Below are 17,006 nucleotides of genomic sequence, written 5' to 3' on the forward strand. Positions count from 1 at the left end.
CCTCGGGGCCGGGGCGTCGAACTCGTGTTCGACACGAGGTGTACCGCACGGGACCGACGGTTTCCGGTCACCGACACGTCACTACACCCCGTCCGGGGGGTCGGGAGGGGCCGGGTGCGGCCCGAACCGTCGGGGGGCGCAACTATCCTGGACGGCACCATGGCCGACCCGAGTACCTACCGTCCGGCGACCGGGACCATCCCGGAGTCGCCGGGTGTCTACCGGTTCTCCGACCCGCGCGGCCGGGTGGTCTACGTCGGCAAGGCCAAGAGCCTGCGGCAGCGGCTCAACTCCTACTTCGCCGATCTGGCCGGCCTGCACCCGCGTACCCGGCAGATGGTCACGACCGCGTCGAAGGTGGAGTGGACGGTCGTCGGGACCGAGGTCGAGGCACTCCAGCTCGAGTACAACTGGATCAAGGAGTACGACCCGCGGTTCAACGTCCGCTACCGCGACGACAAGACCTACCCGGTGCTCGCCGTGACGATGCACGAGGAGTACCCGCGGCTGCACGTCTATCGCGGCCCGCGGCGCCGGGGCGTGCGCTACTTCGGCCCGTACGCGCACGCCTGGGCGATCCGGGAGACCCTGGACCTGCTGCTGCGGGTCTTCCCGGCCAGGACCTGCTCGTCCGGGGTGTTCAAGCGGCACGGCCAGATCGGCAGGCCCTGCCTGCTCGGCTACATCGACAAGTGTTCCGCCCCGTGCGTCGGGAAGGTCACCGCCGACGAGCACCGCGACATCGTCGACGGCTTCTCCGACTTCCTCTCCGGCCGCACCGACCGGATGGTGCGCCGGCTCGAACGCGACATGGCCGAGGCCTCGGAGAACCTGGAGTTCGAGCGGGCCGCCCGGATGCGCGACGATCTCGGCGCCCTGCGCCGTGCGCTGGAGAAGCAGGCGGTGGTGCTCGGCGACGGGACCGACGCCGACGTCGTCGCCTTCGCCGAGGACGAGCTGGAGGCCGCCGTCCAGGTGTTCCACGTGCGCGGCGGCCGGGTCCGCGGCCAGCGCGGCTGGGTGATCGACAAGGTGGAGCCGACCGACACCGAGCAGCTCGTCGAGCGGTTCCTCTCCCAGTTCTACGGCGAGCAGCACGCACTCGCCGGTTCCGCCGACGACGCCACCCAGCCGGTTCCCCGGGAGATCCTGGTGCCGGTGCTGCCCGCCGAGTCCGGCGCGGTGGAGCGCTGGCTGACCGGGCTGCGCGGCTCCCGGGTGCAGCTGCGGGTGCCGCAGCGCGGCGACAAGAAGGCGCTCGCCGAGACCGTCGCCCGCAACGCCAAGGAGGCGTTCACCCAGCACCGGCTGCGCCGTGCCGGGGATCTGACCGCGCGCTCGGCGGCCCTGCAGGAGCTGCAGGAGAACCTGGAGCTCGACCAGGCGCCACTGCGGATCGAGTGCGTCGACGTCAGCCACGTGCAGGGCACCAACGTCGTCGCGTCGCTGGTCGTCTTCGAGGACGGGCTGGCCCGCAAGTCCGAGTACCGGCGCTTCGAGATCCGGGACGGCGCGCAGGGCCGGGGGGTGGCAGGCGGCGGCGCCGACGGGGCTGCTGAACACAGCGACGTCGCGGCGATCGCCGAGGTCGTACGTCGCCGGTTCCGCCGCTACCTGGCCGAGACCGCGGACGACGCCGCCCCTGCCGAGTCCGGTGAGGTGGCCGCGGGGGATTCCGTGCGCACCGGGATCGACCCGGAGACCGGCCGGCCGCGGAAGTTCGCCTACCCGCCGAACCTGCTCGTCGTCGACGGTGGGAAGCCACAGGTCGACGCGGCCGCCGCCGAGCTGACCGCGCTGGGGATCACCGACGTCGCCGTCTGCGGGCTCGCCAAGCGGCTCGAGGAGGTGTGGCTCCCCGACGACGACGATCCGGTCATCCTGTCCCGGACGAGTGAAGGTCTGTACCTCCTCCAGCGGGTCCGTGACGAGGCACATCGGTTTGCCATCACCTATCACCGGCAGCGTCGTTCGCAGGGCATGACCGCGTCCGAGCTGGACGGGGTGCCCGGTCTCGGGCCGGCGCGCAAGCAGGCGCTGCTCAAGCACTTCGGGTCGGTGCGCAAGCTGCGCGCCGCAGGCGTCGAGGAGATCGCCGGGGTGCCCGGTTTCGGCCGGCGGACCGCGGAGACGGTGGTGTCCGCGCTGCACGGCGGTGGCGGGCCCGGCCCGGCGAGCGAAGGGGAGGAACACCGATGACGGGGTCCGACGTGGGTGACCAGGTACCGGACGCTGGTCCGGGCATCGAGGTGGCGGTGGTCAGCGGCCTGTCCGGGGCCGGCCGCAGCACCGCGGCGAAGGTGCTGGAGGACCTGGGCTGGTTCGTCGTGGACAACCTGCCGCCGGAGCTCATCGCGACGATGGTCGATCTGGGCTCGCGGGCCCGGGGTGACGTGACCCGGATCGCGGTCGTGATGGACGTGCGCTCGCGCGCCTTCACCGACGACCTCGGCGCCGTGATCAAGGACCTGGACAGCCGGGGCTATCGGCCGAAGCTGCTGTTCCTGGAGGCGTCCGACGCGGTGCTGGTCCGCCGGTTCGAGCAGAATCGCCGCTCGCACCCGTTGCAGGGCTCCGGCCGGATCACCGACGGGCTGAACGCCGAGCGCGAGGTGCTGCGCCCGCTGCGCGAGGACGCCGATCTCGTCGTCGACACCTCGACGCTGTCGGTGCACGACCTGCGGGCCCGTATCGAGGGCTCGTTCGCCGCCGAGGGCACGCACGCCGCGACCCGGATCACGGTGCTGTCGTTCGGCTACAAGTACGGCCTCCCGCTGGACTCCGATCTCGTCGTCGACGTGCGGTTCCTGCCCAACCCGCACTGGATCCCCGAGCTGCGCGTGCACACCGGCCGGGACCGCGAGGTCAGCGACTACGTGTTGTCCCAGGAGGGCGCCGAGGAGTTCGTCGAGCGCTACCTCGAGCTGCTCGACCTGGTCGGTGCCGGATACCGCCGGGAGGGCAAGCGCTACCTGACGGTCGCGGTCGGCTGCACCGGCGGCAAGCACCGCTCGGTGGCGATCTCCGAGGAGATCGGCCGCCGGCTGGCCGGCCGGGACGGTGTCCAGGTCAACGTCGAGCACCGCGACATGGGGCGCGAGTGAGTGGACCGCAGGGCCTGCGGGTGGTGGCGCTCGGCGGCGGGCACGGCCTGCACGCCACGCTGAGCGCTCTGCGCCGGTGCCCGGCCGTCACCGACATCACCGCGGTCGTGACGGTCGCCGACGACGGCGGGTCGTCGGGCCGGCTGCGCCGTGAGCTCGGCCTGCTGCCGCCGGGTGACCTGCGGATGGCGCTCGCCGCGCTGGCCGCCGACGACGAGGGCGGCCGGTTCTGGTCGGGTCTGGTCCAGCACCGTTTCGGCGGGACCGGCGCGCTGGCCGGGCACGCCGTCGGGAACCTGCTGCTGGCGGCGCTGCTGGAACGCGACGGTGATCCGGTGCGTGCCCTCGACACGCTCGGTGGGCTGCTCGGCTGCGCCGGGCGGGTGCTGCCGATGGCCCGGGTCCCGCTGGACATCGAGGCCCAGGTCGAGCTCGACGGCGTCGACGGCCCGCACCTGATCCGCGGCCAGGTCGCGGTCGCGTCCACCCCGGGCCGGGTGCGCCGGGTCTGGCTGCTTCCGGAGGAGCCGCCGGCCTGCGACGAGGCCGTCCGCGCGGTGCTGGCCGCCGACGTCGTGCTGCTCGGGCCCGGGTCGTGGTTCACCAGCGTGCTGCCGCACCTGCTGGTCCCCGGCCTGCGCGACGCCCTGCTGCAGACCACCGCCGCTCGGATCGTGCTGCTCAACCTGAGCCCCGAGCCGGGGGAGACCGCCGGTTTCTCGCCCGAGCAGCACCTTGAAGTACTGTCCGGTCACGCGCCCGACCTGCGGGCGCATGCCGTCCTGGCGGACATCGGGTCGGTGAGCCTTCCGGAGCGGTTGCACGCGGCCGCCTCCGACCTGCTGGTCCCGGGCGGGCGGGTATGGCTCGCGGACGTCGCCGATGCCCGCGCGGCCAGCCCGCGACATGATCCGGATGCCCTCTCGGGCGCCCTGCTCGACGTGTTCCGCGCCGCCGTCCCGGCAGCGCCGGAGCCGGACCGCCGGGACGGAACAGGACACGACCTCCGGGACGAGACACGACAACACAGCCGGGACGGGTCACAACAGCACAGCCCGCAGCGCGGAAGGAGCCCGCAATGGCCATGACCGCCACGGTGAAGGACGAGCTGAGCCGGCTCACCGTCACCAAGCAGTCGTCGCGGCGCGCCGAGGTGGCCTCGCTGCTGCGGTTCGCCGGGGGGCTGCACATCGTCGGTGGACGTGTGGTGATCGAGGCCGAGGTCGACACCGGCTCGGTCGCCCGGCGGCTCCGCCGGGAGATCCACGAGCTCTACGGGCACACCGCTGACGCGCACGTGATCACCGCGGGCGGTCTGCGCCGCGGCGCGCGCTACGTGATCCGGGTGATCCGCGACGGCGAGGGACTGGCCCGGCAGACCGGTCTGCTGGACAACCGCGGGCGCCCGGTGCGGGGGCTCCCGCCGCCCGTCGTCTCCGGGGACCTGTCGGATGCCGAGGCAGCCTGGCGAGGCGCCTTCCTGGCACACGGCTCGCTGACCGAGCCGGGTCGCAGCTCCGCGCTGGAGGTGACCTGCCCTGGCCCGGAGGCGGCGCTGGCGCTGGTCGGTGCGGCGCGCCGGCTGGGAGTGGCCGCGAAGGCCCGCGAGGTCCGCGGTGCGGATCGGGTGGTGGTCCGCGACGGGGACGCTATCGGTGCGCTGCTGACCAGGATGGGCGCGCACCAGAGCGTGCTGTCCTGGGAGGAGCGGCGGATGCGCCGTGAGGTCCGGGCGACCGCCAACCGGCTCGCGAACTTCGACGACGCCAACCTGCGCCGGTCGGCGCGCGCGGCGGTCGCCGCCGCGGCCCGCGTCTCGCGCGCGCTGGAGATCCTCGGCGACGAGGTGCCCGATCACCTGCGGGCGGCCGGGCGGCTGCGGGCCGAGCACACCCAGGCGTCGCTGGAGGAACTGGGCCAGCTCGCGGACCCGCCGATGACCAAGGACGCGGTCGCCGGCCGGATCCGGCGGCTGCTGCAGACCGCCGACAAGAAGGCGGCCGAGCTGGGCATCCCGGACACCGAGTCGGCGGTCACGGCCGAGATGCTCGAGGAGGAGAACGGCTGATCACCGACGTGGTGCGCAGGCCGAGCCGCTCGCGGTCCTGCGCACCGCACCGGTGATCACACCCCGTTACCGGAGGGCTGCGGGGGGTCCGGCATGATGCCGCCGTGACGAACCCGGGTTCCACTCTCCTCGCCGTTCATCTCGATCGATCCAGCCTGCTGCGGCCGCTGCTCCCCGCACTGCGCGCCGGACTCGCCGACCTGCTCGAGGCCCAGACCGGGCCGGACGAGCCGGAGGTCGTGCTGTCGACCGGGAACGACCTGACCCGTTCCCTCGCCGACGGCACGCACCCGCCGGCCGTCCCGGTTCCCGCCCGTGAGGCGCTCGCCGCGCTCCCGGCGAAGCTGCGCCCGCTCGACGGCCCCGATCTGCGAACCGGCGCCCATCGGCTGCTCGACGCCGTCGGCGACCAGCTCGCCGCGCGCCCCGAGGCGGAGCGGCCCGGGCGGGTCGTCGTGCTGCTCGTCGGGGAGGGCGCGGTCGGCGACACCGCCGCGGTGCGCGAGCGGATCGCCCACCAGCAGGCCGCCTACGCCTGGGAGTTCGTGCTGGTCGACATCGCGGGCGGCGTCGTCGCGGCGGGGAAGGCGCAGGAGCCCGAGGAGTCCGACGCCGGCGCCGCGAGCGCCGAGGACGCCGCGGGGCAGACCTCCGCCGTCGCCGTCAAGCAGCGCTCCGGCGAGCCCGCCGCGGCTGCCCGGTTCGGGATCCCCGCGACGGCGACGATCACCGCCGGTCCGGGGCGCGACGGCGTGAGCGCCGCGTTCGCGGCGGCGACGTCGTTCGTGGCCCGGGCCAGGGCCGCCGCCCCGCACGAGCCGGTCGAGGGCTTCTCCGACGACGAGCGCGCGGCCGCTGACGTCCCCGACGGCCGTCCCACCTGGAAGAAGCTCCTGCGCATCGCCTGATGCCGCACGCGATCCGTACCCGATCGGGTCCGGGTACGGATCGCGGCGCAGGTCACCGGGTATATGGGATCCGGGGCGGGCGATCCGCCGATAGGGTGGTCGCCGAGCACGGGAGGCGGCGTCCCCCGACGGGGGGAGCGCGCCGTGACCGACCTGCCGCCCCGCCGCCGGGACCCGGCGCGCCGGGGACTGGGACACCCAGACGACAGCGCACGACGAGCCCATGGAGGCACTGTGACGGTCCGCGTAGGAGTCAACGGCTTCGGCCGCATCGGCCGGAACTTCTGGCGGGCGGTGGACGCCCAGCGTGCCGCCGGCACCACGGACATCGAGATCGTCGCGGTGAACGACATCACCGACAACGCGACGCTCGCGCACCTGCTGAAGTACGACTCGATCCTCGGCCGGCTGCCCTACGAGGTCAGCACCTCGGGCGACGAGATCGTCGTCGACGGGAAGGGCTTCAAGGGCCTTGCCGTGCGCGACCCCGCCGAGCTCCCCTGGAAGGACCTGGGCGTCGACGTCGTCGTCGAGTCGACCGGTCTGTTCACCAAGCGCGACGCCGCGGCCAAGCACCTCGACGCCGGCGCCAAGAAGGTCGTCATCTCCGCCCCGGCCAGCGACGAGGACATCACCATCGTCAAGGGCGTCAACGACGGCGACTACGACGGCTCGCAGAACATCGTCTCGAACGCCTCCTGCACCACGAACTGCCTGGCGCCGATGGCGAAGGTGCTCGACGACCTGGCCGGGATCGAGAAGGGTCTGATGACCACGATCCACGCCTACACCGCGGACCAGAACCTGCAGGACGGCCCGCACAAGGACCTGCGCCGGGCGCGCGCCGCCGCGCTGAACATCGTTCCCACCTCGACCGGTGCCGCCAAGGCGATCTCGCTGGTCATGCCGCACCTCAAGGGCAAGCTCGACGGCTACGCGCTGCGGGTGCCGATCCCCACCGGCTCGGCCACCGACCTGACGGTCGAGGTCCGCGAGCAGGTCACCAAGGAGCAGATCGACGCTGCGATGAAGGCCGCCGCCGAGGGCCCGCTCAAGGGGGTCCTGAAGTACACCGAGGACCCGATCGTGTCGTCGGACATCGTGACCGACCCGCACTCCTGCATCTACGACTCGGGCCTGACCAAGGTCATCGGCAACCAGGTCAAGATCGTCGGCTGGTACGACAACGAGTGGGGCTACTCGAACCGCCTCGTCGACATCTCCGGGCTGGTGGCGTCGAAGCTGTGAAGACCCTCGACGACCTCCTGAACGAGGGGGAGGGCGTGCAGGGCCGGACCGTGCTGGTCCGGTCCGATCTCAACGTTCCCCTCGACGACGACCGGAACATCACCGACGACGGCCGCATCCGGGCCTCCGTACCGACCATCCAGGCGCTGTCCGGTGCCGGCGCGCAGGTCGTCGTCACCGCGCACCTCGGTCGTCCGAAGAACGGCCCGGAGGACAGGTTCTCGCTGGCCCCCGCGGCCCAGCGGCTCGGTGAGCTGCTCGGCGCGCCGGTCCGGCTGGTCGAGCTCGGCAAGCCGCTGCCGTCGATGGCCGCCGGCGACGTCGTGATGTTGGAGAACATCCGGTTCGACGCCCGCGAGACCGCCAAGGACGACGCCGAGCGCGCCGCGTTCGCCGACGAGCTGGTCTCGCTGGTGGGCGACGACGCCGCGTTCGTCTCCGACGGATTCGGTGTGGTGCACCGCAAGCAGGCCTCGGTGTACGACGTCGCGCAGCGGCTCGATCCCTACGCGGGCGGCCTCGTGCTGTCCGAGGTCGAGGTCCTGCGCACCCTCGTCGGGGAACCGCAGCGGCCGTACGCGGTCGTCCTCGGCGGCTCGAAGGTCTCCGACAAGCTGGCCGTCATCGAGGCGCTGCTGCCGACGGTGGACACCCTGCTGGTCGGCGGCGGCATGTGCTTCACCTTCCTCGCCGCCCAGGGCCACGGCGTCGGCTCCTCGCTGCTGGAGGCCGACCAGGTCGAGACCTGCCGGACCCTGCTGGAGTCCGGCAAGATCGTCCTGCCGACCGACGTGGTGGTCGCCGACGCGTTCGCGGCCGACGCGAACACCAGGACGGTCCCGGTCACCGGCATCTCCGACGGCTGGCTGGGCCTCGACATCGGCCCGGACTCGGTCGCCGCGTTCGCCGCGCGGATCGGCGAGGCGAAGACGGTCTTCTGGAACGGTCCGATGGGCGTCTTCGAGCTCGCGCCGTTCGCCGAGGGCACCCGCGGTGTCGCACAGGCGATCGCCGACGTCACGGCCGGTGGCGCCTTCAGCGTCGTCGGTGGCGGTGACTCCGCGGCCGCGGTGCGCGCACTCGGCATCGCCGAGGACGGCTTCTCGCACATCTCCACCGGTGGTGGAGCGTCGCTCGAGTTCCTCGAGGGCGCCACCCTCCCCGGCGTCGCGGTACTGGAGGGGGACGCATGAGTCGCAGTATCGGTGGCCGTTCCGCTGGCGCTGCACGGCGCCCGCTCATCGCCGGCAACTGGAAGATGAACCTCAACCATCTCGAGGCGATCGCGGTGGTGCAGAAGTTCGCTTTCGCGCTGCCCGAGAAGTACTTCGAACGAGTCGAGGTGGCGGTGCTGCCGCCGTTCACCGACATCCGCAGCGTCCAGACGCTGATCGACGGCGACAAGCTGAGCGTCGTGCACGGGGCGCAGGACCTGTCCCCGCACGACTCGGGCGCCTACACCGGTGACGTGTCGGGGGTGATGCTCGCGAAGCTGGGCTGCCGCTACGTGGTGGTGGGTCACTCGGAACGCCGGGAGATCCACGGCGAGGACGACGCCGTCGTAAACGCGAAGGTGCACGCCGCGCTCAAGCACGGGATCGCCCCGATCCTCTGTGTCGGCGAGGGCCTGGACGTCCGCGAGGCCGCCAACCACGTGCAGCACTGCACCGACCAGCTGCGCGGGGCGCTGAAGAAGGTCACCGCCGAGCAGGCGGCGACGATCGTGCTGGCCTACGAGCCGGTCTGGGCGATCGGCACCGGCCGGGTGGCCGGCGCGTCGGACGCGCAGGAGGTCTGCGCCGCCCTGCGGGCGACGCTGGAGGAGCTGTACGGCTCCGAGGTCTCGCGCGGGGTCCGCATCCTCTACGGGGGTTCGGTGAAGTCGTCGAACGTGGGCGAGATCGTCGGTCAGACCGATGTGGACGGTGCGCTCGTCGGTGGTGCCAGCCTCGACGCCGAGGAGTTCGCGAAGCTCTCCGCGATCGCCGCGGGCGGCCCGCTGCCCTAGGTGCACCCGCTCGTGACCCGTGGAGCCGTGGCCGCCGAGTGCGGGGCCACGGCTCCACGCGTTCACCGGCACCCCGGGCGCAGCTGCTCCGGAGCGCGCGGAGTATTCTCGGCTCTTCCGGCGAGCGACCAGGATTGGGAAGCGCGTGATCCTGACACTGCAGATCATCCTCATCGTGACCAGCCTTATGCTGATCGCGCTGATCCTGCTGCAGCGCAGCAAGGGTGGGGGTCTGACCAGCCTCTTCGGCGGTGGCGTCCAGTCGAGCCTCTCGGGCTCGGCAGCGGCCGACCGCAACATGGCTCGCTACACGATCTTCGTAGGCATGATCTGGGCGATCGCGGTCGTCGGCAACGGTTTGATGCTGGCGAACGTCTGATCGCCGCGGGCGAGTAGAGGGGACGAGGGAGATGGCTGGCGGCAACGCGATCCGCGGCACCCGTGTGGGAGCCGGTCCGACGGGCGAGTCCGAGCGTGGCGAGAGCGCCGCCCGCGAACGGATCCCCTTCTACTGCGCGAACGGGCACGTCAACAACACCTGGTTCGCCGCGGAGGCCGAGGTCCCCGAGACCTGGGACTGCCCGCGCTGCGGACTGCCCGGTGGGCGCGACTCGGCGAACCCGCCGGCCGCCCCGCGCACCGAGCCGTACAAGACACACCTGGCCTACGTGAAGGAACGGCGCAGCGACGCCGACGGCGAGGCCATCCTCGAGGAGGCCCTCGGCCGGCTGCGGGCGGCCCGGGAGCTCTGATCGAGCTCCCCGGCCCGCGCGCGTTCGCACGGCGCGTCCGGCGGCGCGCGGGCAAGCTGCTCGACGACGCACTGGCCCGGCACGCCGCGGCCCAGACGGCGACCCTGCGCTGCGAGCTCGCGCTGCTGCGCGAGGAGCTCGACGGCCGGGTCCGCGCTGAGGCCGACCGGGTCGTCGCGGAGCTGCGGGCGATCGAGATCCGGGACCGCCGGGACACGATCGCCGCGGGGGAGCGGGAGGCCGTCGCGAGCAGCGCCCGGTTCGCCCGGGAGCACCTCGCCGACGCGGTGCCGCTGCCCAACCCGCAGGCCACCCTGGAGCACGCGCTCGGCCCGGCACCGACCGGCGGGATGGCGCTGGAGTTCGGCGTCTACCGCGGTGGCACGCTGCGCACCATCGCCGAGCACCGCGGGGACGGCCGGGTGTACGGCTTCGACACCTTCACCGGCCTGCCGCAGACGTGGCGGCAGGGGTTTCCGGCAGGGGCGTTCGGCGATGTCGGCGAGCTCCCGCAGATCCCCGGCGCTGAGCTGGTCCCCGGCCTGTTCGACGACACGCTCGGCGAGTTCCTGGCGGCCCATCCCGGCCCGGTCGACTTCCTGCACGTCGACTCGGACCTGTACTCGTCCGCTGTCACCGTACTGGCCGGTGTCGGCCCGCGATTGCGCCGCGGAAGCGTGGTGCTGTTCGACGAGTTCTTCAACTTCCCCGAGTGGCAGCGCGACGAGGCCCGCGCATGGTGGGAGTACGTCGCAGCACACGGCGTCCGCTACAGCTACCTCTGCTACACCTACGACAACGAACAGGTCGCCGTCCGGATCGACGAACCGGGCACCCCGCCCCCCTCGTGATCCCGGGCACGTTCGGGATAGGTTCCGAGGTCATGACCCGCTGGACGCTGCCCCCGGAACAGATCCCCTCGGCCTGGTTCAACGTCGTTCCGCACCTGCCGAGCCCGTTGCAGCCGCCGCTGCACCCGGGCACCCGGGAGCCTGTCGGCCCGGCCGACCTCGCACCGCTGTTCCCGTCGGCGTTGATCGAGCAGGAGGTCAGCGCCGAGCCGTGGATCGACGTGCCGGGCGAGGTGCTCGACATCCTGCGGCTCTGGCGGCCGACGCCGCTGCAGCGAGCGGTCCGGCTGGAGCAGGCGCTGGGCACCCCGGCGCGGATCTACTTCAAGGACGAGTCGGTCTCCCCGGCCGGGAGCCACAAGCCGAACACCGCGGTGCCGCAGGCGTTCTACAACGCTCGCGAGGGCATCCGGCGGCTGACCACCGAGACCGGCGCCGGGCAGTGGGGGACCTCGATCGCGTTCGCCGCCGCCCAGTTCGACCTGGAGCTGAAGGTCTACATGGTCCGGGCGTCGTTCGGGCAGAAGCCCTACCGGCGGATCGCGATCGAGACCTGGGGCGGCGAGGTCGTGCCGAGCCCGGTCGACGAGCCGGACCACCCGGGCTCGCTGGGCGCGGCGATCTCGGACGCGGTGCGCGACTGCGTCGCCCGCGACGACACCCACTACGCACTCGGCTCGGTGCTCAATCACGTGCTGCTGCACCAGACCGTGGTCGGGCTGGAGGCACGCGAGCAGCTGGAGCTTGCCGGGGAGACGCTGCCCGACGTCGTCATCGGGTCCTGCGGCGGCGGCTCCAACCTGGGCGGCATCACCTTCCCGTTCGTGCCGGACGAGAGCGTGCGGCTGCTCGCCGTCGAGCCGCTGTCCTGCCCGACGCTCACCCAGGGCCGCTACGACTACGACTTCGGTGACACCGCCGGCCTGACCCCGCTGATGCCGATGTACACCCTCGGCCACGACTTCGTGCCGCCGTCGATCCACGCCGGTGGCCTGCGCTACCACGGTGACTCGCCGCTGGTGTCGTCGCTGGTGAAGGACGGCCGGATGGAGGCGGCGGCGTACCCGCAGGGCAAGGTGTTCGAGGCGGCCGTCCAGTTCGCCCGCAGCGAGGGGAAGATCCCGGCCCCGGAGACCGGGCACGCGATCGCCGCCGCGATCGACGAGGCGCTCGCCGCGAAGGAGACCGGTGAGGAGCGGGTGATCCTGTTCAACTACTCCGGGCACGGCTTCCTCGACCTGGCCGCCTACGACGACTACAACAACGGCCGGCTCGACGACGAGATGGGCTGATCCTCGCCGGGACGGGCCACCCGGCGGGATTGCCGGTCAGCGGCGGGCCGCCCGGGCCCGCCGCCGCCCGGTACCCGGGTGCTCGCTGTCCGGATGTGCGCTGTCGGGGGCCGTCGAGAGTGCGGCGTGCGCCGCCCCGAGATCGGCGGCGGCCGTGGCGAAGGCGGGATCGAAGAACAGGAAGCTGAGCAGCTCGGCGCCGTGTGTCAGGTCGGTGTCCGGGACGGCGCCGCCGACCAGCCGCTCCAGCACCAGCAGCGACGGGTTGCGCAGCGCTCGCAGCCCGCCGTACTCGCGGCGGCGGATCTCGGCGGCCAGCTCGGCGAGCTCGGTGGCGCGCTCCGGCGGCGGGCCCGCGAACCAGGTGCCGATCCGGGAGTGCCGGGTGTCCGCGCCACGGTCGATCCCGGTGTTCACCGCGCGCAGCGTGCGCAGGTCCTCGGTGACACCGGCGCCGAGCACGATGCGCAGCGCCAGTGCCGCGACCGCGTACACGTCGGGCACCCGGTCCGGCGGCGGCTCGTTGCCCGGGCTCGGTGTCGCGGGTGTCGTCGCGACGACACCGATCCGGTCGGCGCCGAGCCGCAGCGCGGGCTTCAGCGGCGTGTTGAGCCGGACGCCGCCGTCGACGTACCAGCCCGCGCCGGGGCCGTCGATCCGGCGCGGCGCGAACAGCACCGGCACCGCGGCCGAGGCGAGCAGGTACTCCGGGCCGAGCCGGGTGCCGACGTAGCGGATGTCGCGGCCCGGGTCGTACGGTGGAAGCGCGACATCCGCGCCGTGCTCGACGAACACCACCGTCCCGCCGGTCCCGGCGTCGGTGCAGGCCACCCCGACCGCGTCGACGAGCCCGCGGCCGATCGCGTGGTGCAGCCGGTCCCAGTCGACGACCCGCTCGACGACCGGGAGCAGCCGATCGGCGTCGAGCAGCCGGGTCACCCGGTCGGGCAGCCCGAGCGCGCGACGCAGCGCCGACGGGACCCCCAGCAGGTCACCGGCGTAGGCGGCGGTCGCCTCCAGCGCCGACGACGGCAGCGCGACCACCTCACCGGTCCGCACCGACTCCCAGCGGGCGACGAGCTCCGTCGCCGCGTCGTCCGGAGGGGTCCCGGCCAGCCCGGCGAGCGCCGCGACGTTGAGCGCGCCCGCACTCGTCCCGACCAGCACCGACGGTGCCGACCAGGTCCGGGTCAGCCGGGGCAGCAGCTCGGTGAGGGCTCCGGCCTCGTAGGCGCCGCGCGCTCCGGCACCGGCGACGACCAGCCCGGTTCGTCCCGCCATCACCCGCCCCCTCGGCTCGTTCCGCACAAGCCAGGTTACCCGCGGGTCACCCCTCGTAGGCGGCCCGCAGCGCGGCCGTGTCCGGCTTGCCGTGGGTGGCGTGGAAGACCTTCGCGACGCGTGCCGCGGGGTCGCGGTCCGGGCCGTTGAGCCGACCCGGCGGCTCCGGCGGGACGATCTGCCAGGAGAATCCGAAGCGGTCGTTCCACCAGCCGCACGGCTGCGGTGCTCATCGGTGCGCGGACCGCGCCGCCGGACCGCCCGATCCCGCCGGCCCTGCCGGACTCAGTCGACCAGCGCGGTCGCCTCGATCTCCACGAGCACGTCCGGCTCGAAGAGAATCTCGACGCCGATGAGCGACGCCGGCGGCATCGGGACCGGGAGGCCGATCTCGTCGGCGACCCGTTCGACACCGGCCATCAGCTCGGTGATCTGCGACGACTCCCACCGGGTGACGTAGAACGTCAGCCGCAGCACGTCGCCGAATCCGGCCCCGGCCGCGGCGAGACCGGTGGCGGTGTTGCGCAGCGCCTGGGCGACCTGACCGGCCAGGTCGCCCTCCGCGACCGGGGTGCCGTCGGCGGTCCGGGCGATCTGTCCGGCCACGTGCACGTGCCGGGATCCGGTCCCGACCGCGACGTGGTGGTAGGGCGTGGGCTGCATCATGCCGGCGGGGGTGAAGTGCTGGACGGGCATCGGGTGCTCCTCGTCGTTGGTAGGTATACCTTTGCTACCTGATACTCCGAGGACACTTCAACGAGACCAGGTTTCGCGATGGATACCTCCACCGATGAGTTCCGGATCGCCACGCCGCACCGGGAGCTGCTCGACCAGGTGCTGGACAAGTGGTCACTGAGTATCCTGAACGAGCTCTGCGAGCGCCCCTGCCGGTTCAACGACCTGCGCCGCGCGATCCCGGCGGTGACCCCGAAGTCCCTCACCGCGACGCTGCGCCGCCTGGAGCGCAACGGCATCATCGAGCGCCAGCTGCTCGGGTCGAGACCGGTCGCGGTCGAGTACCGGATCACCCCGCTGGGCAAGACACTGCGTGCGCCGGTCGAGGTGCTGCTGGACTGGGCCCGGGCCCGTCTACCGGACATCGAACGGGCCCGCCGAGCGTTCGACGCCGGCTGACCCCCCTGGCGCGGGCGGCGGGCCGACCGGCAGCGGGCTACCGCGGGACGGGACGCACCTTCGCGGCCGCCGCGGTGGCCCGGTCGCGGGCGGTGTCGACGTCGTCGGCGAACGCGACCGCGACGCCCATCCGGCGCCGCTCGGTCGCGCTCGGCTTGCCGAACAGCCGCAGGTCCGCGCCCGGCACGGCGAGTGCCTCGTCGATCCCCTCGTAGTCGGGGGCGGTCATCTCCTGCCCGCCGTAGACCACCGCGGACGCGCCGGGGGAGCGCAGCGTGGTGTCCACCGGCAGTCCGAGCACGGCGCGCGCGTGCAGCTCGAACTCGCTGAGCCGCTGGGTGGCCAGGGTGACCAGGCCGGTGTCGTGCGGTCGGGGGCTGACCTCGGAGAACAGCACCTCGTCGCCACGCACGAAGAGCTCCACCCCGAATATCCCGCGGCCGCCGAGGGCCTCGGTGACCCGCCCCGCGACGTCCTGTGCGGCCGCCAGCGCGGCCGGTGACATGGGCTGCGGCTGCCAGGACTCGACGTAGTCGCCGTTCTCCTGGCGGTGCCCGATCGGTTCGCAGAACGCGGTGCCGCCGGCGTGCCGCACGGTGAGCAGGGTGATCTCGTAGTCGAACTCGACGAAGCCCTCGACGATCACCCGCGGGTTCGACACCCGGCCGGCGGTGCGCGCGTGTTCCCAGGCGGCCTCGGCGTCCCCGGCCTCCTTGAGCACCGACTGGCCCTTGCCCGACGACGACATCACCGGCTTGAGCACGCACGGTAGCCCGACCCGGTCGATCGCGGCCCGGACCTCGTCGAGGGTGTCGGCGAAGGCGTACGGCGAGGTCGGCAGCGCCAGCTCCTCGGCGGCGAGCCGCCGGATCCCCTCCCGGTCCATGGTCAGCTTCGCGGCCCGCGCGGTCGGCACCACGGTGGTCCCGGCGGCCTCGATCTCGACCAGCGCGTTCGTCGCGATCGCCTCGATCTCCGGGATGATCAGGTCCGGTGACTCCTGCTCGATCAGCGTCGCCAGCGTCACCGGGTCGGTCATGTCGATCGCGTGCCAGCGGTGCGCGACCTGGTGCGCGGGCGCGTGCGGGTAGCGGTCGACGGCGACGACCTCGACGCCGAGCCGCTGGAAGGCGATCGCGACCTCCTTGCCGAGCTCACCCGAGCCGAGCAGGAGTACGCGGGTGGGTGCCGGGCCGAGTGGGGTGCCGATGCGCATGGCCCCGGACCCTAACCGGGGGCATGCGGCCCGCGGCCAGGGAACGGGCGCGAGGTCACATGTCGGTTTCATCCGGTATACCCCGTAAGGCTACGGGTGTCGGTGCGTCGTTCGCCGGTCGAGGATCGGGCGATCGGATCCGGGAGGTCGACGATGAACGGGTGGAACGGTGCGGGCCGGGCCGTGCTGGCGGGTGCCGCGGTGCTGGTGCTGGCGGGCTGCGGTGCGGCACCGGCACAGGGTGGATCGGCACAGGGTGGATCGGCACAGGGTGGAACAGCGCCGTCCGCCGGCCTGCTGGAGGCGCTGTCGGCGGCGCCGAACGAGCCGGGGATCCAGATGCTGGTCTGGGAGGACAGCCGCGCCGTACGGGAGTTCGCGCAGCAGGAGCCGGTCACGCTGGCCGGGGTTCGGGGGATCGGGGTGAACGGGCTGTCACAGCCGTTCCCGCTGCCGTTCGAGGTCGACGAGGTCGAGATGGCCCTGGAAGTCCATCCGCGCGGGCCCCGCGAGGTCCTGGTCTGGGGCGTGGAGAACGGGCTCCCCTCGGACGACGAGCTGCGCGCGCTGGGCTACGAGCAGCACGACACGACCTGGGCGCAGTCCCGGCTGGATCTGCGCGACCCGCGGCTGCCGTGGTTCCGGCCGCCGGACGCGCCGGGCGGCCCGACCGCCTTCGGGCTCACGCTGCCCGCGCCGGTGGTCGATCGCGATCCGGGGCTGAGCATCGTCGCCGACGCCTACGGCGCGCTCGCCCGCTGCCTGGGCGACCCGATCGCCGCCACGCTCGTCGACGACGAGGGTATGCATCTCGCCGCCGGAGTGCTGGCCGATCCGGTGCGTGAGGTGGTGTGCGGTCCCGGCGGTGCGGATCCCGCTGCGCTCGCCGAGCGGATCGAGGCGGACCTGGCGCGGAACGGCCCGGGCGCCGGGGCGCTGTCCGGAGCGTCCGCGGCCCCGACCGACGACGGCCTGGTGCGGATCGAGCTGCCGCCGCCCGGTGACCGGTCGGCGGGTGCGGCGATGAACGGTCTCGTCACCCGGGAGATCGGTGCCCTCTTCCGGGGCTGATCCCGGGGCGACGGAGAATCGTCCGGAACGTCGTATGTGCACGGTACGGCCCGGTATCGGGCCGGATGATCGT

The 17,006-nt window shown here is 73.0% G+C and carries 17 protein-coding genes; 14 read left to right on the forward strand and 3 right to left on the reverse strand.

Features of this window, described 5'->3' with window-relative positions:
• The first annotated feature begins 159 nt into the window (after positions 1-159).
• The 12 genes from uvrC (at position 160) to Pdca_RS15715 (ending at position 12,231) form a co-directional block, all read left to right on the forward strand.
• On the forward strand, positions 160-2,199 hold the full coding sequence (uvrC, locus tag Pdca_RS15660; protein WP_085913889.1) for an excinuclease ABC subunit UvrC: 2,040 nt from the start codon (positions 160-162) through the stop codon (positions 2,197-2,199).
• Positions 2,196-3,104 carry an RNase adapter RapZ gene (rapZ, locus tag Pdca_RS15665; protein ID WP_085913888.1) on the forward strand — a complete coding sequence of 303 codons (909 nt, stop codon included), beginning with the start codon at positions 2,196-2,198 and terminating at the stop codon, positions 3,102-3,104. The genes uvrC and rapZ overlap by 4 nt, the downstream gene beginning before the upstream one ends.
• 14 nt (positions 3,105-3,118) lie before the next feature.
• Positions 3,119-4,192 carry a gluconeogenesis factor YvcK family protein gene (locus tag Pdca_RS15670; RefSeq protein WP_085913931.1) on the forward strand — a complete coding sequence of 358 codons (1,074 nt, stop codon included), beginning with the start codon at positions 3,119-3,121 and terminating at the stop codon, positions 4,190-4,192.
• The gene (gene whiA, locus Pdca_RS15675; RefSeq protein WP_085913887.1) at positions 4,183-5,172 is read left to right on the forward strand and encodes a DNA-binding protein WhiA; all 990 of its coding nucleotides are present in this window, start codon (positions 4,183-4,185) and stop codon (positions 5,170-5,172) included. Before Pdca_RS15670 ends, whiA begins: the two co-directional genes overlap by 10 nt.
• Positions 5,173-5,276: 104 nt before the next feature.
• Positions 5,277-6,080, forward strand: coding sequence for a hypothetical protein (locus tag Pdca_RS15680; protein ID WP_085913886.1), 804 nt, complete (start codon positions 5,277-5,279; stop codon positions 6,078-6,080).
• Positions 6,081-6,314: 234 nt separating this feature from the next.
• Complete coding sequence (gene gap / locus Pdca_RS15685; RefSeq protein ID WP_085913885.1) at positions 6,315-7,328, forward strand: type I glyceraldehyde-3-phosphate dehydrogenase; 1,014 nt, start codon at positions 6,315-6,317, stop codon at positions 7,326-7,328.
• Complete coding sequence (locus tag Pdca_RS15690; protein ID WP_085913884.1) at positions 7,325-8,521, forward strand: phosphoglycerate kinase; 1,197 nt, start codon at positions 7,325-7,327, stop codon at positions 8,519-8,521. The genes gap and Pdca_RS15690 overlap by 4 nt, the downstream gene beginning before the upstream one ends.
• Entirely contained in the window at positions 8,518-9,336 is an 819-nt protein-coding gene (tpiA, locus tag Pdca_RS15695) for a triose-phosphate isomerase (protein ID WP_085913883.1), read from the forward strand. The genes Pdca_RS15690 and tpiA overlap by 4 nt, the downstream gene beginning before the upstream one ends.
• Positions 9,337-9,481: 145 nt before the next feature.
• On the forward strand, positions 9,482-9,715 hold the full coding sequence (secG, locus tag Pdca_RS15700; RefSeq protein WP_085913882.1) for a preprotein translocase subunit SecG: 234 nt from the start codon (positions 9,482-9,484) through the stop codon (positions 9,713-9,715).
• 31 nt (positions 9,716-9,746) lie between these two features.
• Positions 9,747-10,088, forward strand: a complete 342-nt coding sequence (locus Pdca_RS15705) for an RNA polymerase-binding protein RbpA (protein ID WP_085913881.1) — start codon at positions 9,747-9,749, stop codon at positions 10,086-10,088.
• A gap of 287 nt (positions 10,089-10,375) precedes the next feature.
• Positions 10,376-10,939: a class I SAM-dependent methyltransferase gene (locus Pdca_RS15710; RefSeq protein WP_307724018.1), complete on the forward strand. Its 564-nt coding sequence runs from the start codon at positions 10,376-10,378 to the stop codon at positions 10,937-10,939.
• Between the two features lie 32 nt (positions 10,940-10,971).
• Complete coding sequence (locus tag Pdca_RS15715; RefSeq protein ID WP_085913930.1) at positions 10,972-12,231, forward strand: TrpB-like pyridoxal phosphate-dependent enzyme; 1,260 nt, start codon at positions 10,972-10,974, stop codon at positions 12,229-12,231.
• Positions 12,232-12,267: 36 nt separating this feature from the next.
• On the opposite strand, the gene Pdca_RS15720 is transcribed toward Pdca_RS15715, so the two are convergent.
• Positions 12,268-13,512, reverse strand: coding sequence for a patatin-like phospholipase family protein (locus tag Pdca_RS15720; RefSeq protein ID WP_085913879.1), 1,245 nt, complete (start codon positions 13,510-13,512; stop codon positions 12,268-12,270).
• A gap of 285 nt (positions 13,513-13,797) precedes the next feature.
• Positions 13,798-14,208: a Rid family hydrolase gene (locus Pdca_RS15730; protein ID WP_085913878.1), complete on the reverse strand. Its 411-nt coding sequence runs from the start codon at positions 14,206-14,208 to the stop codon at positions 13,798-13,800.
• Positions 14,209-14,286: 78 nt separating this feature from the next.
• Between Pdca_RS15730 and Pdca_RS15735 the strand changes: the two genes are divergently transcribed.
• The gene (locus Pdca_RS15735; RefSeq protein ID WP_085913877.1) at positions 14,287-14,646 is read left to right on the forward strand and encodes a winged helix-turn-helix transcriptional regulator; all 360 of its coding nucleotides are present in this window, start codon (positions 14,287-14,289) and stop codon (positions 14,644-14,646) included.
• A gap of 37 nt (positions 14,647-14,683) precedes the next feature.
• Here the strand turns inward: Pdca_RS15735 and purT are convergent, their stop codons facing one another.
• Complete coding sequence (purT, locus tag Pdca_RS15740) at positions 14,684-15,862, reverse strand: formate-dependent phosphoribosylglycinamide formyltransferase (protein WP_085913876.1); 1,179 nt, start codon at positions 15,860-15,862, stop codon at positions 14,684-14,686.
• 153 nt (positions 15,863-16,015) lie between these two features.
• On the opposite strand from purT, the gene Pdca_RS15745 reads away from it, so the two are divergent.
• Positions 16,016-16,933 carry a hypothetical protein gene (locus Pdca_RS15745; protein WP_085913875.1) on the forward strand — a complete coding sequence of 306 codons (918 nt, stop codon included), beginning with the start codon at positions 16,016-16,018 and terminating at the stop codon, positions 16,931-16,933.
• The last annotated feature ends 73 nt before the right edge of the window (positions 16,934-17,006 follow it).

Origin of the sequence: Pseudonocardia autotrophica, assembly GCF_003945385.1 — a bacterium.
Lineage (GTDB): Bacteria > Actinomycetota > Actinomycetes > Mycobacteriales > Pseudonocardiaceae > Pseudonocardia > Pseudonocardia autotrophica.